The sequence below is a fragment of the Oceanospirillum beijerinckii DSM 7166 genome (genome assembly GCF_000422425.1).
GTDB lineage: Bacteria > Pseudomonadota > Gammaproteobacteria > Pseudomonadales > Halomonadaceae > Oceanospirillum > Oceanospirillum beijerinckii.
Window position 1 is genome coordinate 20,320 of the sequence record NZ_AULT01000029.1, and the last position, 23,755, is coordinate 44,074.

Sequence of the window (23,755 nt, forward strand, 5' to 3'; positions counted from 1 at the left end):
AGTGGTAATAATAGACGGTAAGCATAGGTGACAATAATGGATGGTAAGGCTAGCCTTGCCAGCCTTTGCCTTACCTAATGCTTTGCGCTGTAAATAAAAACGCCTACTTCTTCTCTTCTGCATCAAAACCCGCTTCTTCAACGGCATCGATCAATACCTGGGGATCGACATCTCCGGTAACAATAGCCTCGTACAAGGTAACATCTGCCTGTTCAACGCCATCCACCATAATCAGAGCTTCAGTTACAGAGTTCACACAACCGTTGCAAGACAGGCCTTCCAGAGTCAACACAACCTCTTTACTCATTTAATTCACCACTTTGTTGAAAATATATCCAATAAAACAGACCACTCTTGAGGCCTGTCATGATTTAAGCAACTGCGATTACAGCCAGTTTAAACCCTGAAGTGTACTCCAGGGTCAAGCTTATTTAACAGCAAGGAAGGATTATAAAATCAAGCACTGAACAGAACAGAACATAACAGATCAATGCTTAGGCCGATTCCAGGCTTGATAGATAGGTTCAGGCCAGCGGGACTGGAACCAGGCAATCGTTGCATCAATTTCCTGATCTGACAGCTTATCGTCCCAGGCAGGCATATCGCTCGGGATATCCGGGCCTTGACCATATTTAATCACCTGTCGCAGCTGATCCAATGGATGATGCCAGGCATGTCCTGAGCCATTTAACGGCGGAGGCAGGTAACGCCCATCCGCCTTGGGTTGACGCCAATCAGGGTTCCCTTGTGCAAAACCACCATGACATTGAGCACAATTCTGCTGAAATATGACCTTCCCCTGCTCAACCATAGCAGCACTATACCAACGCTCAGCCTCTGATACCTGAAGCCCCGTGCTAACAGCGCTTGATTGCTTATGTTGTTCATCCGTTGCGGAAGGCTCACTGCAGGCCGTTATCAGGCCAATGGCCAGCAGAAGAGAGAAGATAATATGTCTTTTCATTCTTTTAATTCCAAAAACTCTTTGAGCATGCTTATTCAGAACATGGGAACGGCATCAAGATAAAACAATCTGCTTGCTGCCCCAAAACCACATTCATCAATGACTTGCTTTATTTATGAGACAAGCGCTGCTTCAAACCACAGCACATAATCAATAATCAGGATAAAAGTCTGGAATTAACCTAATGACGCCAACAGCAGAACAGACGCTGGCGATTAACAATACGAGAAACTGAACGCCTGAAAGATAAGCCATAAGCGCTTAGCCTGAGTAAGCGCAGGCAGAATATAACGAGCAAACACAGAGAAAAGATTTCAAATGGCAGGACCGACAAACCATCCTGCTCACAGCAGCTTATCTCAGGCCAATCTCCGGTTGAAGTCGTGCTAACAAGTGTATTAGTGCTTGATGCTGTTCGGATTGATATAACACCGGATCTTTGTATTATGGTGCTGGCCTCAATCAAGTCATGGTATCGGTCAGGTGAAGCCTTAGCCACATGAAGTATCGGTTGAGCCTGGACCTGGGTCGATATCTGAGAAAAGTGAGCACCACCATATGGCGCCTGCATCAACCCCTTAACGCAATGCAGAACAATCAACAGAATCAGAGCGATAGGTAACAATACGGGCAAGCTGACTCTCGTCACAACCGCCAGCGCTTTCACAAAACGAGAATGGAACCGTGTAAACAACCGTGTAAACCTTGTGCCCTGAAACAGGGTCTGAAAAAAATCTACTGCCATCAAAGTAAAAGCAAAGAGCGCTATCCCACGATAAAATGCGTATAAAAAATAACACAACACTTGAAATTCGGGCTATTGGAAACCAATTATCTACCTGAGTTCCAAGAAAATATCTAAACCAATTTACTGCTTACTAAAACAATACCCTGGATCTGATCAACTTCTGATCAGAAAGGATTATATGAGTCAGACAGCCATGCCTAATAACGCCTCTATAGAAAACAGCGCTCCAGCCACTGCTACACATCACCACGCCACACAGGATAACTGTGTTATCGCACTGAATTCTCTAGGCGTTATTTGTATTGAAGGCGATAACGCGGCAAAACTGCTACACGGTCAGGCCACCAATCATATTGAGAGCATGCAACCTGGTGATATTAAACCAGCGGCTCTGTGCTCACCCAAAGGGCGTATCTATGCCTCTTTCTATGCCTTGCATCAAGGCGATCATTTTAAACTGATTATGCCCCGCTCCACTATTGAGCATACACTAATAACCTTAGGGAAATTTACACCACTGTACCGCTGCCAACTGAGAGATACCTCAGAGCAATACCAGGCTGTCGGCTTCACCTCTGACACCATTACACTGGACGGTCTGGAACTCAGCCCTATCGCCCTGCCCGAAGAAAACAGAAGTTTGCTTTTACTACCAAAAGAGCAAGCAGCAGCGACTCTTGAAGTCCTCTCCCAACAGTTTACAGCAGAAACAGAAAACTACTGGAACCTGCTTAGCACTCGTCTGGCCCGGGTATTAATCGAACAAGACCATAGTGACCAGTTTATCCCTCAGATGCTGAACTATCAGGCTACGGGCATGATCAGTTTTAAAAAAGGCTGTTACACCGGGCAGGAAATTATTGCACGTGCGCAATACCGCGGCGGTGTTAAAAAGCGCGTTCAGCGCGTAACTCTGGCTCAGGGCACAGAAGCACAGCGAGGTAACATTATCGTCAGCGCTGAAGGTGATGCTGGCGAAGTATTACTGACTGCCTATAATCCTCAGGGTGAACAGGAGTGTCTGGCTGTAGTGAAAGATAATGCACTGGATCAAACGCTACACCTGAATAAAATGGATGGCCCGGTACTGCAGCTGCAACCTCTGCCTTATGAGCTGGATAAGCGGGATATCTAATCCAAGACAGCTTGCCCCTTTATCATGCAAACCCAATCCTCAAACAGCCCAGCAAAAACATCATGCCTGGGCTGTTTCAAACTGGTGGCTGGCTTCTGATTCTTGATCAGAAAAATAACTGCGCTAGTGCAATAGCCTCACCTGATCTAAGATTAAGCTAACTCTTCCCATCCAAGAGGCTGTCCATGTTTGATCAATACTTACGCACCGTGCTGGAGTGCGTGGATAATCGCTATGGCGATGATTTCTTCAGCTCTATTACCTTGCAGCTGGATAGGATCATAGCGGCAGACTACACCTTTATCGCCCGCTTAAATACGCATACCCATAGTGCCAGAACCATCGCTCTAGTAGCGAAGGGAGAGTTGACTGACAATATTGAATACGACCTGAAACACACTCCCTGTGAAAATGTGGCAGACGACTCAGTTTGCTGCTATCCCGCAGACGTCTGCCAGGCCTTTCCCAATGATCAACTGCTGGTTGATATGAAGATAGATGCCTATCTAGGTACACCGTTAAAGGACTCAAATGGTCAGGTAATAGGGCTAATTGTTGCTCTTTATGAAACCCCTATCAAAGAGGAAGAACTCACCCAGGCCCTGTTTGAGGTTTTTTCCGGGCGCATCGCTGCCGAGATTGAACGTCAGGAGTATGAGACAGCACTGGAAAAACTGAACCAAAGCCTGGAAGAGAAAGTCGATCAACGTACCAAGGAGTTACAGAAAGCCTTACTAACACTGAATAAAGCCCAACAACAGTTGATCGAGTCAGAAAAGATGGCCGCACTGGGCAATCTGGTAGCCGGTATTGCCCATGAGGTGAATACCCCCTTAGGCGTCGCCATTACTTCACAAAGCTACTTGGCAGATCAGTTTAAAGAGCTTTGCCAACAGATGGATCAGGAAACTCTGACCAAAGAAGGCTTACTGCAATTCAGAGAAGATATGGCCGAAGCCCTGCCTTTACTCTATAGCAACCTGACACGAGCTGCAGAACTGATCCAAAACTTTAAACGCATTGCCGCTGATCAACATGAGGATCGGGCAGATACCATCACGCTGGATAAATACTATAAGCAGGTGGTATCAACACTACACCCTCTGCTAAAAGAACAAGCCGTTGATATTACGCTGGATATTCCAGGTATCAATATATACACATATCCCAGTGCCCACGCACAGATTCTCAGCAACCTGATTAAAAACAGCGTAATGCATGGCTTTGCAGATACCCCAGGAGAGCATCTGATTCAGCTACACGGGCAGTTAACAGACCATGGTAAAGGGGTAAAAATAACTTACCGCGACAACGGTGCAGGCATAAACGAGGATACCCGTAAACGTATCTTCGAACCCTTTTATACCACTGCGCGTCATAAAGGTGCTGTAGGTCTGGGGATGTCGATTGTGTACAACCTGATTAAGCAGAATCTTAATGGCGAGCTTGAACTGTTAAACTCTGAAGCGGGACTAATGCTGGAATACAGCTTCCCGGTTTCTGGGATACCGTCGGATTTATGACCTATCCAAGTTCCATTTATCACCTGGATTCATCAACTGAATAGATCATAAATAAGCGCAGAGGTGTCAGGCTGGCTCAGAGGGTAACTGCCAATCAACTGGCATTTTGCCTCGCTGCTGCAAAAACTGATTGGTTTGGCTGAACTGATGATTACCAAAGAAACCGCGATGGGCTGACAAAGGTGATGGATGTACCGACTTCAGCACCAGGTGTTTCTGCTGATCCACAAAGGCCGCTTTTTTCTGGGCATAACTTCCCCAAAGCAGGAATACCACGCCATCCAGCTGCTCATTGATAATATGAATCACCTTATCGGTAAACTGCTCCCAGCCCTTTTTCTGATGCGAACCGGCTTTACTTTGCTCGACGGTCAACACACTGTTGAGCAACAGTACACCTTGCTGAGCCCAATGAGTTAAATAACCATGATTCACAGGCTGAAAACCCACGTCTGCCTGCAACTCTTTATAAATATTCACCAGTGATGGTGGTGTTTTCACACCAGGACGCACAGAGAAACACAGACCATGAGCCTGATCAGGGCCATGATAAGGGTCTTGCCCTAGTATCACCACTTTCACCTGATTTAACGGTGTATATTTAAAGGCATTAAACCAATCTGATGAGTGAGGATAAATCACCTTCTTTTGCTGTTTTTCCTGAGCCAAAAAGGCTTTTAACTGCTTCATATAAGGCTGTTCAAATTCACTGCCAAGTGCAACAAGCCAATCTTCGGGCAGATCAATCGCCACATCTCTGTATCCTGATATCCGACAAAAATTTGCCGTAAGTCTATCAGATGCGACCCGCACTTGCAGAAACAGTCAACCATAAAAAAACCTGAAGCTTACACTTCAGGTTTTTCAGAGCAAGACAGCCTCAAGGAGCTGAGTTACTGGCCTTCAAACTCACAGATTGAGAAGACATCAATACCCAGCTCAGCCAACTTTTTCGAACCGCCCAGATCTGGCAGATCGATAATGGCACCGGCTTCTACCACCTCAGCACCTAAACGCTGAATCAGATTAGCTGCAGCAATCATAGTACCGCCAGTCGCGATCAGATCATCAATCAGCAATACACGATCACCCGGATTAAAGGCATCGGTATGCAGCTCAACGGTGGCCGAACCGTATTCCAGCTCATAACTCTCTTCCACCGTTTCAAAAGGCAGCTTGCCCTTTTTACGAACCGGAATAAAGCTGGTATTCAGCTCATACGCAATCGGTGCGCCCAAAATAAAGCCGCGGGCATCCACACCAGCCACCGCATCAATCTGATGATCGTGATAACGGTGAATAAAGGCATCAATCAGAAAACGAAACGCCTTTTTATCCTTAAACAGCGTTGTGACATCACGGAACATAATGCCCGGCTCTGGCCAATCCGGCACAGTACGGATAACAGAGCGCAGATAATCACTGTAGTATGCATCAGTCATTGTTTAGCCCTGCAGGAAAACAAATTTCAGCACAAACAGAGCCGCCAGCACCATCACACTGATAGAGACATCATCACGACGACCGGACATCAGCTTGATACCTGCATAGGTGATAAAGCCAAACGCAATACCGTTAGCAATAGAGAAGGTCAGCGGCATCGCAATCGCAGCCACAAACACAGGGGCCGCTTCGGTCAAATCGGTCCAATCCACTTCAGCCAGACCACTGGTCATCAGTACCGCCACGTAGAACAGCGCCCCAGCCGTCGCATAAGCTGGTACAGAGCCCGCCAGCGGCGAGAAAAACAGACACAGCAGGAAAAGTATACCCACAACAACAGCAGTCAAACCGGTACGACCACCGGCAGAGATACCCGCCGTACTCTCAATATAACTGGTCGTTGTGGAAGTACCCAGTGCAGCACCAGCCATAGTAGCCGTACTATCAGCCATCAGCGCACGTCCCAGACGTGGCAGACGCTTGTCTTTATCCAGCAGCTTGCCCTGTTGCGCTACGGCAACCAGAGTACCTGAGGTATCAAACAGATCCACAAACAAGAAGGCGAAGATAATGCTCAGCATACCCACTTCTAAGGCACCGGCCAGGTCCATCTTCATAAAGGTCGGAGCCAGACTTGGTGGCACAGACATCACACCTTTCAGCTCATTCAGGCCCATCACCATGGACAGTACCGTAACCACCAGAATACCGATCATTACGGAACCCAGTACGCGACGGTAGGACAGGGAAACAATGATAAAGAAGCCCAGAATGGCCAACATCACCTTAGGGTCGGACAAGTCACCCAGAGTTACCAAAGTCGCAGGGCTGTCGACCACGATACCTGCACTTTTCAGTGCAATCATCGCCAGGAACAGGCCGATACCTGCCGCAATGCCTAAACGCAGCGACAGTGGAATACTGTTAATAATCCACTCACGAACCTTAAAGATACTCAGAACGGTAAAAATCACACCGGAGAAGAAAACCGCCCCCAGAGCCGACTCCCAGCTGTACCCCAGCTCCAGCACCACGGTAAAGGTGAAGAAAGCATTCAGTCCCATGCCCGGAGCCAGAGCAATAGGATAATTCGCCCACACACCCATGATCAGAGAACCGATAGCCGCAGCCAAACAGGTGGCAACAAATACCGCACCGTAATCCATACCAGCCATGGCCAGTAGAGAAGGGTTCACAAAAATGATGTAAGCCATGGTCAGGAAGGTCGTCACACCTGCCACAACTTCTGTTTTAACGTTTGTATTGTGCTCTTTGAGCTTAAATAATTTTTCCAGCATTGGCTTGTCCAGAACAGGTCCAGAAACAACAAAACCCGGAAAGGTCGTTTCCAGGTTTCATATGAGAATTACAACATAAGCTGCATATCGTGGCGACATCTTAGCCAAAAGTCTCACAAAAAGCGAGAATTCAGAGTAAAAACTCCAGCACCTCTTAAAAAGATTACTTACTCAACGATAGCCTATTAAGTAAATCTTAAGTAAAAAAGACCTGGATCAATCAAAGCCAATAAATACCACAAATAATATGCTTCGGTTTATTTAGCCTGCTGAGCCAGTACTCGCTCAACGGTATCGACTATCGCCTGAGTCTGCGGATCAATTTCGATATTGACATAGCTACCTAGCATTCTGTGACTAATGACCGTGCGTTGCAGTGTTTCTGGAATCAGATTAACGCAAAAATTACTCTTATCACGCTGACCAACCGTCAGACTGATACCATCAATACCGATATAGCCTTTTTCAAAAATATATTTTTCGTAACCTGCAGGCAGGGCAAGCCAAAGTTGATAATTATTTTCAGATTCAATGATATTGACCACATCCGTGGTACACATAATATGGCCAGACATCGCGTGACCACCAATCTCATCACCAAACTTGGCTGCACGCTCAATATTTACCTCATCACCTACTTCCAGAGCGCCCAGATTAGTTAACCGCAAAGTCTCCTGCATCAGATCAAAGCACACAGTTCTGTTATGTATATCAGTAACCGTCAAACAACAACCATTATGCGCAACGCTGGCGCCAATTTCTAAACCTTCTACCAAATCAGACGGCATCTCAACAATGTGAGTACGAAAGCCTTCCTTAACAATAATTTCTGAGATAACGCCAGTGCCCTGAACAATACCGGTAAACATAATTAATCCTTCTATCCCAGCCGACGGCAAGGAGTTACAATTTATTTCAAAAACTTACAATCCAAATATACTACGGACTTAACTACAGTATTCTTATCACTATCTCAAGCAGATTACCCAAGATTATTGTATTGACCACCTGGAGTAAGGATAAATGTCGAAAAATTTGTATGCAGGCGCTTATCTAGCGAATCGACAGCCCCCCGACCCAAAACTCTTAGTCGCAATAACACTGACAGAATATCAATCATGCAAAAAAATCTAACATTGTGACAATATTCAATAAAATATTCTAAAATTAAATAGCGCTATAGAAGATATGCAACACGTAAATCTTTTTTTACACTATATCTATCTAAGTCAAATTGACGTGTTTATTGTTAGCCTTTAGTATTAGCGCCATAGGGTCGCGCTACATTTTCCTGTGTTTGCAGGCGCGTTACAAAAGTGCAAACGGGTTTGTCCAGCGTTTTGCCACCTCTATGGGGTGGCTTTTTCTCTGAACGCTTTCTCTGATAGGTCAAAGGAAGCCTCTCTCTGAGAGAAACCTCTGTTAGCTCTTGCATATGACTTCAGCCTCACACACAGTGCGAGGCTTTTTTTTGCCTGAAATCCAGCACAGCCACACCTGGAGATAACCAACACAAATAACTTACACAATAAGCTCTTACGATGAAAAGAGCTTATCCTGAAAAACGACGAGCAAAAGTGTCTCACCACAGGGAGACTAGGACAACAGATCGACCACCAGCCCTTTAATATGAACTAATTTGGTGGCAATCTTGATTTTATCTTTCTGCTCAGACAGCACCAGCTGCAGTAGCTCTTCCGCCTCATGGTCGATCAACTTAACCACATGGTGTTTTTCCGCAGCAGACCAGCCTGCACCAATACCCTCGACCTGATACGCGCCCTTGGTCGCGGTTGAGATCAGATTACTTAACAGCGCTTTAAATACTTCAAGATTGCCTAATGAAGGATTACGCTCCAGATTAGCCCCCGCATCATCAAGCGCCAGACGCAGATGATCCAACTGTTGATTCAGCGAAGGCTTAGCCACCTCATCGACCTGTTGAACCAGATGATCGGTAAAACTGCGCCCTAATGCTGCCGTTCCTGCTGCGCGCGTTTTCCCCTTGCGCCCATTAACACCTGTGCGAAAAGACTTAAGTTTGTCATTTACGTTAATCATGCCATTAAGCCTTTTGTGTTAATAACCAGCGCGCGCCATCCAAAGCGGCATCCTGATACTCAGCTTCCAGCGCCATACGCTCAACATCCTGCCTCATACGCTCCTGCTTAGGCAGATCTTTACGCGCCTGATGAGCGGCCAGATGATCACCGCGACGGGAAATTTCACTAAACACCTTAGCTTCTGGCAGTTCAAACCACTCGGGCTCAATAATATCGATCAGGACCCGGATTCTCAGACAGGCTTCCATCACATCAACCTGCTCTTCCAGTAATGCCCGTGCAATAAAATGGATATTTTCCAATGTTTTCACTCGGGCCTGATCAACAACCGCTTGCTGCTCTTGCTCACGGGCTTTCACCTTAAGCCTTAGGGTGTGGGCATAGTAGGCCAAACCGGCAACAATCAATAGACCAACCACCAGTAAAGCCAATGCAGCTTGTGTAGACACTAAAATCTCCTCAACTTTTTAAATCGCATGCCAATAGGTTTCGCAGCAGGATCTGCGCCAACTGCCTTAAGAGTTGGTACAATCATTTCTATCCCGATAAACGCGACTTATCGCGTTTTCTTTTTCTTACCACCATGGGCCTTTTTTCTCAGCTTGTTTAAGCGCTGCTGAATTTTACCGTAAAGTGTATTTTTGGCATAACATCCTTTGTCATTAGCCTGCCCGGCTGGAATATTGGTCATTAGTTTTATTGCCTGACTCACATGTTCAACCGCATAAATAGCAAATTGCCCCTCTTTACACGCCTGCACCACCTCATCTTTAAGCATCAGGTTATCAACGTTCTGCACAGGAATCACCACCCCTTGATCTCCAGTGAGACCTCGGCTGGCACAGGTATCAAAGAACCCTTCGATCTTTTCATTCACACCACCGATGGGCTGTACATCACCAAACTGATTAATCGAACCTGTCACCGCAATGCCTTGATTCACTGGAATTTCCGCCATAGCAGACAGCAAGCAAACCAGCTCTCCCAGAGAAGCACTGTCGCCATCCACACCATGATAGGATTGCTCAAATACCAGGCTGGCAGCCATCGGAAGTGTATCGCTATGACCAAATAATGCATTCAGGAAAGAGGTCAGAATCATAATGCCTTTGGAATGCAACGCACCGCCTAATTGGACACTGCGCTCAATATCCAGCACCTCACCGTTACCATAATGCACAGTGGCTGTAATACGGCTGGGCTGACCAAAATCACTTTCTCCGATGCGTAATACGGTAAGACCATTGACCTGACCGATCTTCTCACCATCACAGTCGATCAGAATCACACCATCCTTAATGGAGTCGAACATCCGCTCTTTGACGTGACCGGAACGATATTGCCGACTGGCGATGGCCTGCCTGACCGCCTCATCATCAATAATGTCTTTATTTTCACTTCTGGCCCAGTAATCGGACTCTCGCAGCAGGTGATTAAGATCAGCGGCATTAAGTGATAAACGCGCCTGATGATCTGCTTCGCGGGCTCCCTGCTCAATCACCGTCATAATAGCATCCTGATTCAGGTGCAGCAGACCATCCTGATGCACCATAGAACTGATCAGACGCGCATACAGCCATTGATTCTCTTTTGAACGCGGCATATCACCTTCAAACTCCGCCAGCACCTTAAATAGCTCAGCAAAGTCAGGGTCATACTGCTGTAACAGATAGTACTGCTCAGCATCACCCAGCACAGCGACGGTCACGTTCAGCTCAATCGGCTCAGGCTCCAGACTGACACTACCGGACAATGTCAGCTGTTTTTCCAAAGTATCAATACGCAGACAACCGGTTCTTAATGCCAGTTTCAGGCCATCCCAAGCATAAGGCTGTTGCAGCAACTTGCCCGCATCCAGAATCAGAAACCCCCCGTTAGCCTTATGTAACGCCCCCGGACGGATCAGAGAAAAGTCGGTAGCTACTGTGCCCATATAGGTAATGTTTTCCACATTACCCACCAGATTATTATGGGTCGGCAGATCCTCAATAATCAGTGGCGCTCCGGTATCCGGGTTGCAGGAACTCATCACATTGACCTGATAACGCGCTGGAATTTTATGATCCGGCGATGCACGGGTCACCGCATCGGCATTTTCATCTTCTTCCAGGAAAATTTCGACATTCTCAACCAGGTCTTTCTGTACCGCTTCCAGATAAGCATGCACTCGCTCCTGAGCCTGATACTTATCTTTTAACTCCACCAACCAATGCTGGATCGCTGTCAGAGTAATTTGCTCATTTAATGCCTGCTGTTTTTCACGACTGTCTTTTTCCAGATGGGCCAGCTCTCTTAAAGCCGCACGCAACTCCTTCTCCATCTGTTCAATGCCGTTTTTAAACGTCTCCCGTTCCTCATCAGGTAAGCAATTAAACTCCTTGACAGCATAGGGCTCACCCTCAGCATCTACAGGCATAAAGGAGTAGCCACCAGGATTCTGCAGTACCAGTTTCAGCTGATATTCTTCCGCCTTCGCAGCCACCTCTTTCAGCATATGCTCCTGAACGTCGGAGAAATCCTCCCGAATCAGCTCCGCCTTTTCAACAAAGGCCTCTTGCTCAAACGCAGAGGGAATGGCATGGCGCAGCTCTTTGATCAGCGCCTCCATATCCTTTTTCAACTCAGCAGCCATTCCCGATGGGAGTTTCAGCGCCCAGGGCTTACGAGGGGAGTCAAAGTTGTTGACATAGCACCAATCGGCTGGGGCAGGCATCTGCGCTGCATGAGCGGATAGAAAACGTTTAAGCATGGTACGTTTGCCCAGGCCATTTTCACCCACAGCAAACAGGTTGTAGCCTTTTTTAGGTACTGCAATCGCAAAACGCACCGCTTGCTCTGCCCGTTGCTGGCCGATAAAGCGATCCAGAGGTTTGATCTGCCCTGTATGATCGCAGGGAAAGTTCTTTTTGATGCACCGTTTCTTCAGTCGAGAAACAGCTAAAGGCTTGGGTGCCTGCATTGAATTCTCCTAAAAAGCAAGCTGTATCAATGTATTATGCACCAAGCCAGTGAATTCAGCATCCATTTGTCGACACCATTTCCTCTCCTTTCGCTCAGACATCACCTTAATCCTTAAGCACACACTTACATAGCACTTACGAAGTATTTACTTAACATTACAAAACCCTTCGCCTTTTGGCGGATATAGACTAATACGACTTTTTGGTAGATTAAGACTATAAATATTAAAAAAGTCACCTTCTGAGTTAAGCCCCTTTTGAATACTACTCTCCCATCCAAACAGAAGCGGAGCGCCTTATTCAAAAGCACTCAAACGAAGCGTATGACAGCAAATCTCCCTTGAGCCTGATGTGGTACTCCAATGACTCAAACACTCCGTTCTATCGGTATTAAATCCCGCATGGTACTTGTCCTGCTGGTTACCGTGCTTAGCATTGTCGCCTTGATGAGCTTTTCCCTGAAAACCAGCTATGAGATGCAGATCCGCGAGAAACAGCAAAAAACCCAGCATATGGTGGAATCCGTGATATCCATGGTTCAACACCAACATCAACTGTTTAAAGATGGTAAAAAAACGGAACAGGAAGCCAAGGACTCCGCTCTCAAAGCCATTGAAAAGCTACGCTATAACAAAACAGATTACTTCTGGGTGAACGACCTGGATGCCATCATGGTGATGCACCCGATCAAGCCTGCTCTGAATGGTAAAAACCTGTACGGTTTGAAAGACAAGCAAGGCAAACAGTTCTTCAAAAATTTTGTTGATATTGTAAAAGCCAAGGGCGCAGGCAACGAAAGCTACCTATGGCCTAAACCAGGCTTTGAAGAGCCGGTTGAGAAAGTATCCTACGTGGAAGGCTTTAAACCCTGGGGCTGGGTAATAGGAACCGGCATCTATGTAGATGATGTTAAAGCGGAGTTCTGGAGTAACGCATCTTCTCAAATCATTATCGCCGCCATCGGGTTAGGCCTCACTATTCTGGTGCTGTTCCTCATTGCCAGCAGTATTATCAACCCAATGGAGGCAGCCAACCGTGCCATGCACAACATCAGCCAAGGCGACGGCGATCTGACCCAGCGCCTGGATACCTCTGGTAATGATGAGATGAGCCAACTGGCCCGGGCCTTTAATCTGTTTGTCGACCAGATCCAGAGTGTCATCAAAGAAGTGGACAACTCAACCCAAAGAGTTGCAGCAGCAGCATCACAGCTCTCTTCAACCACGGAACAAACCACTCAGGTGATTACACGCCAAACCTCTGAAACCGACCACGTAGCCACAGCCATTAATGAGATGGCAGCCACTATTCATCAGGTAGCCCAAAGTGCACTCCAGGCAGCCAGCACGACCCGCGAAGCAGATGCACAGGCTCAAGATGGTAAACAGAACATCCATGAGACCGCTCATACTGTAAGCTCACTGTCTGACGAGGTTGGTCGAGCCACTGAAGTAATTCAACAACTGGAAGCACAGGCGGAAAATATCTCCTCTGTTCTGGATGTCATCGGTGGTATTGCCGAACAAACCAACTTGCTGGCATTGAACGCTGCAATTGAAGCGGCCCGCGCCGGTGAACAGGGCCGGGGCTTTGCTGTGGTCGCTGACGAAGTACGCACCCTAGCAAGCCGGACGCAGGAAAGCACCCATGAAATCGAGCAGATGATTGAGCAACTGCAGGCCGGTGCCAAACAAGCCGTAACCGTAATGGAAAACAGCCGCACCAGCACTCAGCTGACGGCTGAAAAAGCGATGGCAACTCAGGGAGCACTGGATACCATTTCGGCATCCATTCAGGGTGTCAATGATATGATTAACCAGATTGCCAGCGCAGCAGAACAACAATCTTCAGTGGCAGAAGAGATCAACCGCAACGTGGTTAATATCGTTGATCTATCTAATGATACCGCTCAGGCGTCTGAACAGACCAGCCAGGCCAGCGCTGAACTACACACACTGGCAGAACAACTCAAACAACTGGTACATCGATTCAAAATCTAAAACATCAGCACGAGCAATAACCATCTAATACATACATTATCTGCCGGCCTCAACCCTTTTGAGGCCGGTAACCATACTGAACAAATACGACTAATCTGATTCCAAACCAATAAACCATGGCCGTAAACCTAGACTCGACTGTTGAATAACAAAAAGCCACACAAAGATTCAGTCAAATCAATCATCTGCGTGATAGAATTTTAATTAATCAATTTATATTAACGTCAAAATATAGCTGTACGGAACAAAATGCCAATACTAAGCACTGTTTTCCCATCTTTCAGGTGAAAAATAGAAATAGTTCTGTTTCGTCAGACACTATCTATACTTAGGCAAAGAACACAAGCCCCCATAAACTGTTTGCTTAAGTGTATGACCGTTTTTTTATCAAGCAGGGCCAAGTATGCTGAACTCTATTGCCAATTTTATTGATTTTCTTCTACGCTTATGTGGCGCAAGAAGCCTCAACTCCCAATTTCTACTTTCTTACGCACTTATATTCATTCTGGCAATAGCCTCAGGTGTTTCCCTCTATCTTAGTATGGCCATCAACCCTCAAACGATTAACATTGCTGGCCGTCAACGCATGCTCAGCCAGAAGATTGCCAAAGAGGCATTGCTGGTCGCAGCACAGGTAGAAAACCAAAATACCTTACAGAAAACCATGCAGCTGTTTGAGCGCTCTCACAAAGATATCATTCATGGAAATACAGAATTGGGCATGAACCCAATTAATGACAAAGCGATTCTGGCTCAAATGCAGAAAGTAGAAGGATTATGGCAAAGCTACAAAGGGATGATTAATCGCTATGCCAGCACCCCGACCCCTGAGCTGACACAAGAGATCCAAAAGCAATCACCTATCGTGTTAAAAGAGATGAACCAAGCGGTCGTAATGATGACTCAGGCCGCAAACAGCACGATGAAAAGCATGCTAATGACAGCTTTTATCTGCGTTATCGTTATTGTATTTATGGTGATTATGGGACGTATCTTTGGCTTAAGACAGCTGATGGATAATATCTCACGATTGCAAAGGCGCCTCTCTCATGTGGGACAGGGTGATTTCACCCATCGCTTTAACGTTACTCATACTGATAATGAAGTAGGCAAAATGTTTTCGGCCTATAACGATATGGCTGATCAGGTCAGCTCTCTGGTTAACAACGCTCGCCAGGCGGCGGAAAGAACCAGTCGTCATAGCAAAAATGTAGTAAAAGCAACCAATGACGCTGAAGCGGGTGTTGCTCAGCAATATAACGACATCGATCAGGTCGCTACCGCCATGAATGAGATGAGCGCCACCGTTAGCGAAGTGGCTCAAAACGCAATTCAGGCCGCAGAGGCTGCTCGCAGCGCTGACGACCAAGCCCGCAACGGTATGCAGGTGGTTCGGTCAGCGGTGAACCAAATCCAGAAAATGGTCAGTCAATTAAACGACACTTCCAATGTATTGGATAAACTGGAGGCCGAATCAGAAGAGATTGGTAAGGTATTAGAAGTGATTACCGGAATTGCCGAACAAACAAACCTTCTGGCCTTAAATGCCGCCATTGAGGCAGCCCGCGCGGGTGAACAGGGCCGCGGCTTTGCAGTAGTCGCGGATGAGGTGCGCACCCTGGCCCAACGTACCCAGGAATCGACAGAAGAGATCAAGCAGATTATCGAACGCCTGCAGAGCCAGGCACGCAATGCCGTTAGCTCTATGGAGCAAAGCTCACAGCTGGCCAGTACCAGTGTCTCACAAGCAGAAGAAGCTGCCGGGGCGTTGGAGCATATTGCCATGGCAGTAGACAGCATCAACTCAATGAACACCATGATTGCAACCGCTGCCGAGGAACAGAGCCAGGTCGCCGAAGATATTGATCAGCGGATTGTCAGTATTGCGGATGTAGCAGAGAAAACACGTAACGACACCACTGAAGTAGTACAAGCTACGGAACAAATTGAGGGTGAAGTTAAAGAACTGGAAAAACTGATCAAGCAGTTCAAAACCCATTAAAAATAGCACCTGACTTCAGACAGATATTTTCACAGCCCGCTTTCAACTTATTGTTATAGCGGGCTTTTTATTTTGATTTATGCACATGCGAACCGCACTTTGCGTCTCGCCTGTGCAACACGAAAGACTTTAAATCAGACCTTAGCTATGCTTGAAAATTTCTCTTAAAAAACCTCCTGCAGCTCCAAACACAACGACTACACTCAAGTGTGTACACCCGGACGCTATAACAAAAAACATACTGTACATTAAGCAGGAGAGACACCCTATGCTGACTTTTGAAGATACCGTAGGCCTGAGTGATTTATCGGAAGGCGAAGTACTTGCGATTGCCGAGCATGAACACACCGCCCCTATCATCGCCTCTGGTATTGGCTCATTTTTGATGCAACACCACGGCGAACAGGTTATAGGCCAATATATACTGGAAGACCTGACCCGCGCCCAGCGTCATGGTGACTACCAGCATCAAGCTGATCTAGTGAAAGTGCTGACCCACTTTCTGGAAGAACACCCAATTCAAGGTCACGCCCATTAATAAAATGGCATAAGCAACCAATAAAAAAGATCAAAACTAGAACTCAGCTACTATATCCTCCAATTCGTTGCGTTGTTTAAGCCGACCATACTGTCGGCTTTTTTTATCCATTTATTTTGCTTATAAGAGACTCTCCGAAGGGTAAACGCATCTAAATTTTAGGTCGTCTTAAATAGGATGCTTTCCAGATATCTATCATCTACTCCCGCTAATTTAAGCTTTCTTGCTATACCACCCTTAATCGTTTCATCCTGTTTGATTAAGTGAAGTGCTATATGCCTCAGTATTGCCAGATTTTCTGCTGAGTAGCCCGAGTGGATCAGGCAATCATCCTCCCTAAACCCCACATCAAGGCTCCAGTGCAAACCGTTCTCTATACCCCAATGCCTTCGTATAATACCACTCAGTTGCTCTGCAACTGGAGGTAAACTACTGATAAAGTGTCGAACTTCTCCATACTTCTCCCCATCAACCAAATGATTGCTATAGACCGCTACCGCACTTTGAATACCAGGCCAGCGTGAACTCGCATCAATAGAAATAACGGTGTCTTTGATAACCAGTTGCTCCAGTAATTTAGGGATAGCCGTTATTTCATTCGATTTCTCCTCAGTCTTTTGTTGTCCAATGACCAGATTATGTTCACCAATCCAGGCACTCACCATGTGTATCGCTTGCTTCCCTTTGGCTTTTGACCTTGAGCCTCGTAATGTTTTGCCATCAATGGCAATTTGATGACCTTCCAGCGAAATGCCAAGACTGGCGACCCAATCAGCAAAACATTGGCGAAAAGCCTCTGGATCAACATGCATGAAAATACGTCAAATAGTGTCGTGATAAGGAGGTGCCATTAGGTAGGTCCAGGAAACGTCGAAGCCAGGACTCTTTACTTTTGGCAAAGAGCTCAATTTCTTCCCTGCCATCAAACCCACAAATCGTGGCATACAGGCCGATAAAAACGGCATCAATAAGTTTGTGGCGGCGGGTTCTTTCTACCCGAAATTCAGGGAGTTTGTCGAAGCAAGCTGCAATTGTATTTTCTTCAAGCATAATGGAACTCAGGGAAGGTTGGTCAGACCAAAGAGTAATCGGTTACGGTCAGGATGAAAAATTTAGATGCGTTTACCCTGTCAGGTGACTTCCACCTTTTGAGAACAAATCTAGCACTCTATGTTTTCATGATGACTGACTACTAGGTTATCCAGCAGCATAGTAAAGGACCAACCAAATACCGGATTCACAAATGCAGAAGCAAACATCACAATACCGGCGGACTGAGACGTTTTGGAATCACGGGTCATCTGCATACCGGCCTCCAGCAACGGAAGAAATACACCCACTAACAACGCAACACGCAGCACCGGCGGCCATACAGCCAGATCCATACCATTAGCCCAGTCAAACAGTGCCTTGACCTGGCTGATCATGCCGACAGCCCCGAGATAGATCAGCAGACCTCCCCGCCCCCCTTCGCCTGTAAGCACCATCAACTTACTGCCGCCTTTGGTAATACTGAGGAACAGACCAAACAGCCCCACCATAATCCCGAGCGCCATCGGATGACCACCTGAAGCCACAATTAGGGGAATCATGGGGATCATGGGCCCGTGTGTACCAGCCAGGTTGGCATTCGGATTAAAAATGCCAGAGAACAAAATCACAAACAGTAATGCCGCGATCAGCATCTCAAAACGTACATTTTCGATTACAAACTCACTGGACAAACCCAGAGGCGAGGCAAAAGCCGCCACAACAGCTGCAACCATAACAATCTTACCAATCGTTGCGGCCAGCGCAGGCACAAAATCCTCCATCTCGAAGTGATAATCACGAAACGGCAGGTTAACCCCCCAGCGCTTGGGGTTCATGATGGTCAGCTCGTGCTCCAGATACTCTGCACGCGAGTTAAAACTCTTACTCGGCTTACGCTGAGAGCGATAGCAGCCATTATTTTGTTGCGTCATACGAATCTACTTTGTTGCGTTTATCGGGAAACTTTGACGTAGCACTTGTTGTAATAACGACCTAAGCAGAACATCTAAACGGACAGTTTCAACTCACTCGTCACGATACTTTCCAGCTCAAGTACAAATCTACCAATCAGTAGGCCAAAGAATGGTAAAATATATGACCAACCAGTCTCCATTCGACGTAGGCATTTGATACATAAGTCAAATTTTTAACCTACATATAAAGAAGCAGTTATTAACACTTCATTCTCACGACACTATTTAGTAACAAATACCTGTCTTTTTTGCGCTATGGAGACACTAAAGACAAAAAGGCGATAAAATTCTGAGAAGATAACCCAGCCTGAAAGGTAATACGTGATTTACGACGATTTGAACCTGCCACCACCACCGCACCCTGAGTTTAACCTACAGGATCAAACGCTATTGGAGCTTGAAGCCCAGCAAGCGCTGATTCGTCAGGGTGATATCAGTCATAGTATCTACTGGCTGGAAAAGGGGTTGGTTCGAGCAGTGTTTAGCGATGACACAGGCAAGGAGTTCACCAAGGAGTTTTTCTGGGAGGGCGATATTATCTTTCAGCCCCGTAGCCTGCTGACTGATGAGCCTTTACCCTACAGCATGCTGGCACTGGAGGCTTGCCGTTATCGACAGCTCAGTATTGAGCGTTATCTGGAATTTGTGCGAACCGATCCGCAATGGCAACAATACCATCAACGCATATTGACGCTGCACCTGATTAACAGAGAAAGAAAAGAAGAGTTCCTGCTGCTTAACAGCCCGGAAAAACGAGTGATACGTTTTAATCAAAATTTTGCCTGGCTAATCAAACGGGTGCCCGATTATATTCTGGCGTCTTATCTGGGTATGACGCCTATAAGTTATAGCCGGATCAAAAAGCGCCTGGGTCTTTCCTCTTAACAATTGTTAATGCACTCAGGTGACATGCCTACTACAGTAATTGCCAGTTACCAATCAACCGTTTATACAACAAGTAAGAAGTCACACCCATGAACTGGCAACTCAAAACCTTTAAACAACTCTCCGCTGATCAACTGTATCAACTACTGAAACTGCGCAGCGATATCTTTGTTGTGGAGCAAGACTGCGCCTATAGCGATATGGATGGATTGGATCGCCATAGCCAGTGCTTGCATCTGATGGCATATGGCGAAGTAACCACTATGTATGATAACGACACCAGCAACAGCCCAGAAGATCAACAGGAAGTCCCTCTGATTGCCTATGCCCGTCTACTTCCACCCGGTGCATCTTACCCAGGCATGAGTAGCATTGGCCGCGTTATCGTTAACCCGGATTACCGCATTAAGGGTATGGGACACCAGCTGATAGAGATAGCTAAAGAGCATACACTGCAATACTGGCCTGGATTGGATATCAAGATTGGCGCTCAGGCTCATCTGGAAAACTTCTACGCTCAACATGGCTTTAAGGTCATCTCTGAGCCGTATCTGGAAGATGGCATTCCTCATATCCATATGCTGTTTAGCCCTGATGCTCAGTAATGGCAGCTAAATCTTTGAATACATCAAATGCTCCTGCCCACCAATCTCAACCCTCTCAATCTAGACCCACTCAGGTAGCACCTACCGCCTTGGTGGCGATTATCGGGTTGTTAGTAGGTAACCTGATCCTGACACTGGGTGATATCGCCATTAAAAGTCTGGGCGCCAGCGTAGGCTTGTTTCAATACCTGGCCATTCGCTATCTGCTGACTCTAATGCTGATTTGGCCGATTTGGCGACGCTTATCAGCAAAACAGCGAGCCCCCAGTGGTTTTAAGATCCATCTATTAAGAGGCCACCTGTCTCTATTAGGTGCAGTCTGTGCTTTTTATTCGTTACTACACCTGAGTTTAGCCACTGCCAATGTGATCTTTTACGCAGCTCCTCTAGTGACACTGCTACTGGCCAGAATCTGGTTAAAACAAGCGCTCACTTATGTACAGGTGACTCAGGTTTGTCTGGGCTTTATCGGCGTGATGATCGCCTTACGGCCCGATGAACTGCATTGGACCGTACTGACCGCTATAACCGTCGCTTTTACCGTGGCCCTGTTTAATCTGTTGAGCTGCAAGATGCCCAAAAACCAGGCGATGCCCAGCATGGTGCTTTGGGGTAACCTCAGTGCACTTCCCCTATCTGTGGTCTTAGCCATTATCTTCTGGCAACCATTGCAGATTGAGATGCTGATACTGGCGGCTATCGTAGCGATTACGACCACCCTATATCAAGTGATTGCGGCTAAAGCCTATCGCAACAGTAGTGCCGGTGAGATTGTTATCGCAGAATATTCCGGCCTGCTATTTGCCTTGCTGATTGGTATCTTCAGTTTTGATGAACCCGCCCATTGGTACACACTGACTGGCATCAGCCTGATTATTCTACCCATGGCCTGGCAGAGTGCTCATCTCTATCGAAAACGCGCCTCGACCATGCAAACACCCAGCGCCTCCTGATTGAATACCGCCGGAGTATCTGTTAAAAAACGCGGCTTTTTCCCTATGCTTCAGCTATTTCCCCTATGATTTAGCTAAGGCTATCGATTAGCCAACAACCTTATTACCCTGCAACACCGGTGCTCTATGCAATATAGAGCACTGGATTTTTGTACAAGCCGTGATGGAGAGCCCTATGTCCAACTTATCCCAATTTATCGCCGCCCTGCCAAAAGCAGAGCTGCATCTGCATATCGAAGGCTCTTTTGAACCCGAGCTGATGTTTAATATCGCCGAACGTAATGGTATTACCCTGCCATTTGACAGTGTTGAAGCACTGAAAAAAGCCTATGAGTTTAATAACCTGCAGGAATTTCTGGATATCTATTATCAGGGTATGAATGTGCTGCAAACGGAACAGGACTACTATGATCTGACCATGGCTTATCTGCAGCGTGTAAAAACCGATAATGTGCGTCATGTGGAGATATTTTGGGATCCTCAGGGCCATCTGGAACGTAATATTGCCTTTTCTACTCAGATCAATGGCATCCTAAAAGCTTTGGAAGAGGGTGAGCAGCTACTGGATATCAGTTATCGCCTGATTATGTCTTTCCTACGTCATCTGCCGGAAGAGAGTGCTTTTGAAACCCTGACTCAGGCCGAACCCTATCTGGATCATATTTATGGTGTGGGTCTGGACTCTTCTGAAGTAGGACACCCACCCGAGAAATTCGCCCGGGTGTTTGCCGCCTGTAAGGAGAAGGGCTTAAAAGTAACCGTCCATGCAGGAGAAGAGGGTCCGGCAGAATACGTCTGGCAAGCATTGGACCTGATACAGGTGGACCGTGTCGACCACGGCAACCGCTCGTTGGAAGATGACAAACTGGTACAACGCTTAGTCGCTGATCAGCAAGTACTCACTGTATGTCCATTATCTAACCTGAAACTGCAAGTAGTGACAGATCTCAGCCAGCACCCTATCCCAAACATGCTGGAAGCAGGTCTAAAAGCCACCGTAAATTCCGATGATCCCGCTTACTTCGGCGGTTATATGAATGACAACCTCAATGCCCTGCAACAAGCGGTTGGTCTGGATAAAGCTCAATTGGCTACTCTGACTCGTAACGCCATTGAGGGTAGCTGGGCAGAAGCAGAACGCAAAAAGCTATTATTAGCCGAACTGGATCAGGTCATCGCCGAATTTACTTAATAAATGAAGAGTTCGCTGAATAAATGCTGCTGAAGGAATAAGCACTCACACAAAAGTTTCTCTTTAGCAGATGGCCGAAAATACCGAAATACTTTTGTGTAAGTGTGTACCGCTATATTCTCTGCTCAGAATGCCAGAGAATATAGCCTCTCCTGCTCCAACAATTTTTGTTTCAGCATTTAAGATAAAAAGGACCTTGACTTGCTCAGCATTCCATTGCCTTTTGTAATTACCCTGCTACTGACTATACTGGCTATTACACTGTATCAACGTCAGCGGCACGTTCCCCACTCCCTACAACCTAGCACATTAAAACCTGCCATTGGCTTTATTGGCTTATGTGCGGTGATGATCACCCTGGTAGGCATACGTTGGAGCTGGGATATCGCATTTATTCGTTTCTTACAACCGATAGTCGCTGCTACGGTGCCCTCAGCGGCCTGGTATTGTTTTAGCCAGAGCCAAAGTCAGAAACGATTGTCTTGGCCCCACTGGTTATCCCCTATCGTTATCGCTGGACTGTCTTATAGCTACCCTATTTGGCAGCCACCAGTTGATGCTTTATTAGTGCTACTCTACGTCGGCTATGGCGCGGTGATGATTCGCACTGCTATGCGAATATCTCAAACAACTGAGACACCGCCTGCCCGTATTAGGCTCTCCCAGATTGATCAGGTATCCAGAGCAGAATTCATAGCGGGCTGCGCACTACTCTTTTCTGCTTGTGTTGATCTTTTGCTGACTTTGGATTTTGCGCTCTATCAGGGTCAACATGCGACCATGCTGGTGAGTACAGCTCAATCCCTACTGATTCCGCTACTGGTTTGGGCTGTTGTCACGGTTGGTCAGAGTATTGCCGATGACAGCCCTGAGCAGCAAGAAGCGGAAAACTCGAAACCGACAACGACTGACAGTGCACAGGACCAAGTCAACTACTCCAAAACAATCCCAGATATAAGCCAGATAGACCATGAAACCCGCCAGACCGCAGTCGCTATCAAACAGTTAATCACTGATAGGCAACTATTTTTAGACCCGGACCTTACGTTAAACCGGCTGGCTCGAAAAGCGGGCATTCCTTCCCGACTGATTTCGGAGGCGATTAATCAAGTTGAGCAACAGAGTATCTCCCAACTGCTGAATCACTACCGGATAGAGCACGCCAAGCATTTGCTACTGACCACCGATGACACCATTACTCAGATCTATCTCAGTTCTGGCTATCAGACCAAATCCAACTTCAACCGGGCTTTCTCTAATATCACGGGTACAACCCCCAGCCAGTTTCGTCGCCAGGCTGCCAACTCCGATTAAACACCGGCACAGAAGCTTTTTTACACTTAGACCTTATCGCCTCCGGCCATTGGCCGGAGACGATAAAAGTATTCATGCTGTAGCGCTTAAGTCTACAAAGAGACAAATATGGTAAGAATGGCTTCG

The 23,755-nt window shown here is 46.7% G+C and carries 20 protein-coding genes and 1 pseudogene; 10 read left to right on the forward strand and 11 right to left on the reverse strand.

The window, feature by feature from the left end; translation table 11 throughout:
* Positions 1-103: 103 nt before the first annotated feature.
* Both H579_RS29410 and H579_RS0109525 read right to left on the reverse strand, forming a co-directional pair.
* Positions 104-307 (reverse strand): cation transporter, encoded by a 204-nt coding sequence (locus H579_RS29410; RefSeq protein WP_028300482.1) that lies wholly within the window; start codon positions 305-307, stop codon positions 104-106.
* A 180-nt stretch (positions 308-487) separates the two neighbouring features.
* A complete protein-coding gene (locus H579_RS0109525; RefSeq protein WP_028300483.1) occupies positions 488-964 on the reverse strand; it encodes a c-type cytochrome in 477 nt (158 codons plus the stop codon).
* Between the two features lie 926 nt (positions 965-1,890).
* On the opposite strand from H579_RS0109525, the gene ygfZ reads away from it, so the two are divergent.
* On the forward strand, positions 1,891-2,847 hold the full coding sequence (ygfZ, locus tag H579_RS0109530) for a CAF17-like 4Fe-4S cluster assembly/insertion protein YgfZ (protein WP_028300484.1): 957 nt from the start codon (positions 1,891-1,893) through the stop codon (positions 2,845-2,847).
* Positions 2,848-3,032: 185 nt separating this feature from the next.
* Positions 3,033-4,370, forward strand: a complete 1,338-nt coding sequence (locus H579_RS25085; RefSeq protein WP_051227499.1) for a sensor histidine kinase — start codon at positions 3,033-3,035, stop codon at positions 4,368-4,370.
* A gap of 66 nt (positions 4,371-4,436) precedes the next feature.
* Here the strand turns inward: H579_RS25085 and ung are convergent, their stop codons facing one another.
* The 7 genes from ung to H579_RS0109570 form a co-directional block, all read right to left on the reverse strand.
* Positions 4,437-5,123, reverse strand: a complete 687-nt coding sequence (ung, locus tag H579_RS0109540) for a uracil-DNA glycosylase (protein WP_028300485.1) — start codon at positions 5,121-5,123, stop codon at positions 4,437-4,439.
* Between the two features lie 140 nt (positions 5,124-5,263).
* On the reverse strand, positions 5,264-5,812 hold the full coding sequence (locus H579_RS0109545; protein ID WP_028300486.1) for an adenine phosphoribosyltransferase: 549 nt from the start codon (positions 5,810-5,812) through the stop codon (positions 5,264-5,266).
* Between the two features lie 3 nt (positions 5,813-5,815).
* Entirely contained in the window at positions 5,816-7,111 is a 1,296-nt protein-coding gene (locus tag H579_RS0109550; protein WP_028300487.1) for an NCS2 family permease, read from the reverse strand.
* A 257-nt stretch (positions 7,112-7,368) separates the two neighbouring features.
* A complete protein-coding gene (locus H579_RS0109555; RefSeq protein ID WP_028300488.1) occupies positions 7,369-7,980 on the reverse strand; it encodes a riboflavin synthase in 612 nt (203 codons plus the stop codon).
* A 727-nt stretch (positions 7,981-8,707) separates the two neighbouring features.
* The gene (locus tag H579_RS0109560) at positions 8,708-9,172 is read right to left on the reverse strand and encodes a YaaR family protein (RefSeq protein WP_028300489.1); all 465 of its coding nucleotides are present in this window, start codon (positions 9,170-9,172) and stop codon (positions 8,708-8,710) included.
* A 4-nt stretch (positions 9,173-9,176) separates the two neighbouring features.
* Positions 9,177-9,623 (reverse strand): DUF2489 domain-containing protein, encoded by a 447-nt coding sequence (locus tag H579_RS0109565; protein ID WP_028300490.1) that lies wholly within the window; start codon positions 9,621-9,623, stop codon positions 9,177-9,179.
* Positions 9,624-9,730: 107 nt separating this feature from the next.
* Positions 9,731-12,133, reverse strand: a complete 2,403-nt coding sequence (locus tag H579_RS0109570; protein ID WP_028300491.1) for a Lon protease family protein — start codon at positions 12,131-12,133, stop codon at positions 9,731-9,733.
* A 363-nt stretch (positions 12,134-12,496) separates the two neighbouring features.
* Here H579_RS0109570 and H579_RS0109580 point away from each other — a divergent pair, with 363 nt between their 5' ends.
* The 3 genes from H579_RS0109580 (at position 12,497) to H579_RS0109590 (ending at position 16,674) form a co-directional block, all read left to right on the forward strand.
* Complete coding sequence (locus H579_RS0109580; RefSeq protein ID WP_028300493.1) at positions 12,497-14,134, forward strand: methyl-accepting chemotaxis protein; 1,638 nt, start codon at positions 12,497-12,499, stop codon at positions 14,132-14,134.
* Between the two features lie 403 nt (positions 14,135-14,537).
* Positions 14,538-16,136 (forward strand): methyl-accepting chemotaxis protein, encoded by a 1,599-nt coding sequence (locus H579_RS0109585; RefSeq protein WP_028300494.1) that lies wholly within the window; start codon positions 14,538-14,540, stop codon positions 16,134-16,136.
* Positions 16,137-16,404: 268 nt separating this feature from the next.
* Positions 16,405-16,674: a hypothetical protein gene (locus H579_RS0109590; RefSeq protein ID WP_028300495.1), complete on the forward strand. Its 270-nt coding sequence runs from the start codon at positions 16,405-16,407 to the stop codon at positions 16,672-16,674.
* 158 nt (positions 16,675-16,832) lie between these two features.
* Here the strand turns inward: H579_RS0109590 and H579_RS0109595 are convergent.
* Positions 16,833-17,724 (reverse strand): annotated as a pseudogene (locus H579_RS0109595) (ISAs1 family transposase).
* A 110-nt stretch (positions 17,725-17,834) separates the two neighbouring features.
* Complete coding sequence (locus H579_RS25090) at positions 17,835-18,638, reverse strand: DUF3360 family protein (protein WP_051227500.1); 804 nt, start codon at positions 18,636-18,638, stop codon at positions 17,835-17,837.
* Positions 18,639-19,001: 363 nt separating this feature from the next.
* Between H579_RS25090 and H579_RS0109605 the strand changes: the two genes are divergently transcribed.
* From H579_RS0109605 to H579_RS0109625, 5 genes are all read left to right on the forward strand, one after another.
* Positions 19,002-19,565, forward strand: coding sequence for a Crp/Fnr family transcriptional regulator (locus tag H579_RS0109605; protein WP_051227501.1), 564 nt, complete (start codon positions 19,002-19,004; stop codon positions 19,563-19,565).
* An 89-nt stretch (positions 19,566-19,654) separates the two neighbouring features.
* Complete coding sequence (locus H579_RS0109610; RefSeq protein ID WP_028300498.1) at positions 19,655-20,170, forward strand: GNAT family N-acetyltransferase; 516 nt, start codon at positions 19,655-19,657, stop codon at positions 20,168-20,170.
* Complete coding sequence (locus H579_RS0109615; protein ID WP_051227502.1) at positions 20,170-21,123, forward strand: DMT family transporter; 954 nt, start codon at positions 20,170-20,172, stop codon at positions 21,121-21,123. The genes H579_RS0109610 and H579_RS0109615 overlap by 1 nt, the downstream gene beginning before the upstream one ends.
* Before the next feature lie 175 nt (positions 21,124-21,298).
* The gene (locus tag H579_RS0109620; RefSeq protein WP_028300500.1) at positions 21,299-22,315 is read left to right on the forward strand and encodes an adenosine deaminase; all 1,017 of its coding nucleotides are present in this window, start codon (positions 21,299-21,301) and stop codon (positions 22,313-22,315) included.
* 201 nt (positions 22,316-22,516) lie between these two features.
* Positions 22,517-23,629: a helix-turn-helix domain-containing protein gene (locus H579_RS0109625; RefSeq protein ID WP_028300501.1), complete on the forward strand. Its 1,113-nt coding sequence runs from the start codon at positions 22,517-22,519 to the stop codon at positions 23,627-23,629.
* Positions 23,630-23,755 lie beyond the last annotated feature (126 nt).

Coding starts and splice junctions, on each gene's coding strand:
- H579_RS0109550 (WP_028300487.1), bottom strand. CDS start 7,111: ATGCTGGAAAAATTATTTAAGCTCAAAGAGCACAATACAAACGTTAAA.
- H579_RS0109580 (WP_028300493.1), top strand. CDS start 12,497: ATGACTCAAACACTCCGTTCTATCGGTATTAAATCCCGCATGGTACTT.
- H579_RS0109610 (WP_028300498.1), top strand. CDS start 19,655: ATGAACTGGCAACTCAAAACCTTTAAACAACTCTCCGCTGATCAACTG.
- H579_RS0109545 (WP_028300486.1), bottom strand. CDS start 5,812: ATGACTGATGCATACTACAGTGATTATCTGCGCTCTGTTATCCGTACT.
- H579_RS0109555 (WP_028300488.1), bottom strand. CDS start 7,980: ATGTTTACCGGTATTGTTCAGGGCACTGGCGTTATCTCAGAAATTATT.
- H579_RS0109615 (WP_051227502.1), top strand. CDS start 20,170: ATGGCAGCTAAATCTTTGAATACATCAAATGCTCCTGCCCACCAATCT.
- H579_RS0109585 (WP_028300494.1), top strand. CDS start 14,538: ATGCTGAACTCTATTGCCAATTTTATTGATTTTCTTCTACGCTTATGT.
- H579_RS25085 (WP_051227499.1), top strand. CDS start 3,033: ATGTTTGATCAATACTTACGCACCGTGCTGGAGTGCGTGGATAATCGC.
- H579_RS0109570 (WP_028300491.1), bottom strand. CDS start 12,133: ATGCAGGCACCCAAGCCTTTAGCTGTTTCTCGACTGAAGAAACGGTGC.
- H579_RS0109525 (WP_028300483.1), bottom strand. CDS start 964: ATGAAAAGACATATTATCTTCTCTCTTCTGCTGGCCATTGGCCTGATA.
- H579_RS0109620 (WP_028300500.1), top strand. CDS start 21,299: ATGTCCAACTTATCCCAATTTATCGCCGCCCTGCCAAAAGCAGAGCTG.
- H579_RS29410 (WP_028300482.1), bottom strand. CDS start 307: ATGAGTAAAGAGGTTGTGTTGACTCTGGAAGGCCTGTCTTGCAACGGT.
- ygfZ (WP_028300484.1), top strand. CDS start 1,891: ATGAGTCAGACAGCCATGCCTAATAACGCCTCTATAGAAAACAGCGCT.
- H579_RS0109560 (WP_028300489.1), bottom strand. CDS start 9,172: ATGATTAACGTAAATGACAAACTTAAGTCTTTTCGCACAGGTGTTAAT.
- H579_RS0109590 (WP_028300495.1), top strand. CDS start 16,405: ATGCTGACTTTTGAAGATACCGTAGGCCTGAGTGATTTATCGGAAGGC.
- H579_RS25090 (WP_051227500.1), bottom strand. CDS start 18,638: ATGACGCAACAAAATAATGGCTGCTATCGCTCTCAGCGTAAGCCGAGT.